The 1283-nt window shown below is 44.7% G+C and carries 1 protein-coding gene; it reads left to right on the forward strand.

The genetic code is table 11. The annotated features are described in order from the left end of the window. Nucleotides 1-623: 623 nt before the first annotated feature. Nucleotides 624-1283: Uma2 family endonuclease (locus tag P5674_RS24840; protein ID WP_315670403.1), on the forward strand; the 660-nt coding region annotated here is incomplete at its 3' end.

Genomic DNA, 1283 nt, shown 5'->3' on the forward strand with positions numbered 1-1283 from the left:
CAATTCCCTAGGTCGGGGTTTTTATTGGTGAAAGTTTGGGAATAAGATAGAAAATAATTATCCACGCTAGGGTTTCATTAAGTCATGAGACTATTATAACTCGGTAATTTCACAGTTGAAGCCAAATTTATATAAAAAGTGTACTATGCACCTCAGCCCTAGACTTGGGGGATGAAAGCATGAATAATAGTCGATAATAATCTTGATCCTCTCCCATTGATGTTTGAAAATACTGCGATCGCCAAGCGATTGACCATCTAATCTGGCGCGATCGACCCATTCAAACCCTGTCTTTATCTTGGTTTCCTGGAATGCTTTATTTTCTATTTGTGCATCTGCGCCGCTAGTCTCAAACTTTGACAATTATGCCCGGAATTATGATAATAGTATATCTAACAATGGTATGGCTAGGAAAGCGTTGTCAAAATATCCGCCACTATACCTAAGCCTTATAGCTGTAGGTTGGGTGCAGCCCTGGGCGAAACCCAACCAAATTAGGTTGATAAATATTCCAGCCAACCCCTATCTTAGCCAAGTAACATGAGACCGCCTCAATCGAAAACTGCTATACTACAAAATAGCTTCAGAGATTAGCCCGACTCATCCAAGATGAGAAAATTACTATGGTTCAGCAAGTTTCCCAAACCGTAATTTATCCCGATAGTGACGGACAACCGATGGCAGAAAATACCCAGCAATTCCAGTGGATTGTGGTAATTAAAGAGAACTTAGAAATTTTGTTCGCCAATCGTCCCGATGTGTTTGTGGCTGGGGATTTACTCTGGTATCCCGTGGAAGGGGACAATAAAACCCGTCAAGCCCCCGATGCCATGGTAGCCATAGGCAGGCCGAAAGGTCATCGAGGTTCCTATCGACAATGGGAGGAGGATAATATAGCGCCCCAAGTAGTGTTTGAAATTCTCTCACCAGGGAATCGTTTAGCGGAGATGAACCGGAAATTCAAGTTTTATGAGCGTTACGGGGTGGAAGAATATTATATATATGACCCGGAACGTTTGGATTTGGCGGGATGGTTGCATAGGGACGGGGAGTTAGCCATGATTGAGGAAATGTCTGGTTGGGTGAGTCCTCGCCTCCAGATTAGCTTTGAATTTCCGTCAACGGGTTTAGAGTTGTACTATCCCGATGGTCGTCGTTTTTTGACCTCTGTAGAGTTACACCAACAAGCCCAAGCAGCACAGCAGCAAGCCGAAGAGTCCGAACAAAGGGCGCGGCGGGCGGAAGAAGAATTGGCGGCGGAAAAAGTGCGATCGCAACGTCTC

It is taken from the genome of Limnospira sp. PMC 289.06 (assembly GCF_032350395.1).
Classification (GTDB): Bacteria; Cyanobacteriota; Cyanobacteriia; order Cyanobacteriales; family Microcoleaceae; genus Limnospira; species Limnospira platensis.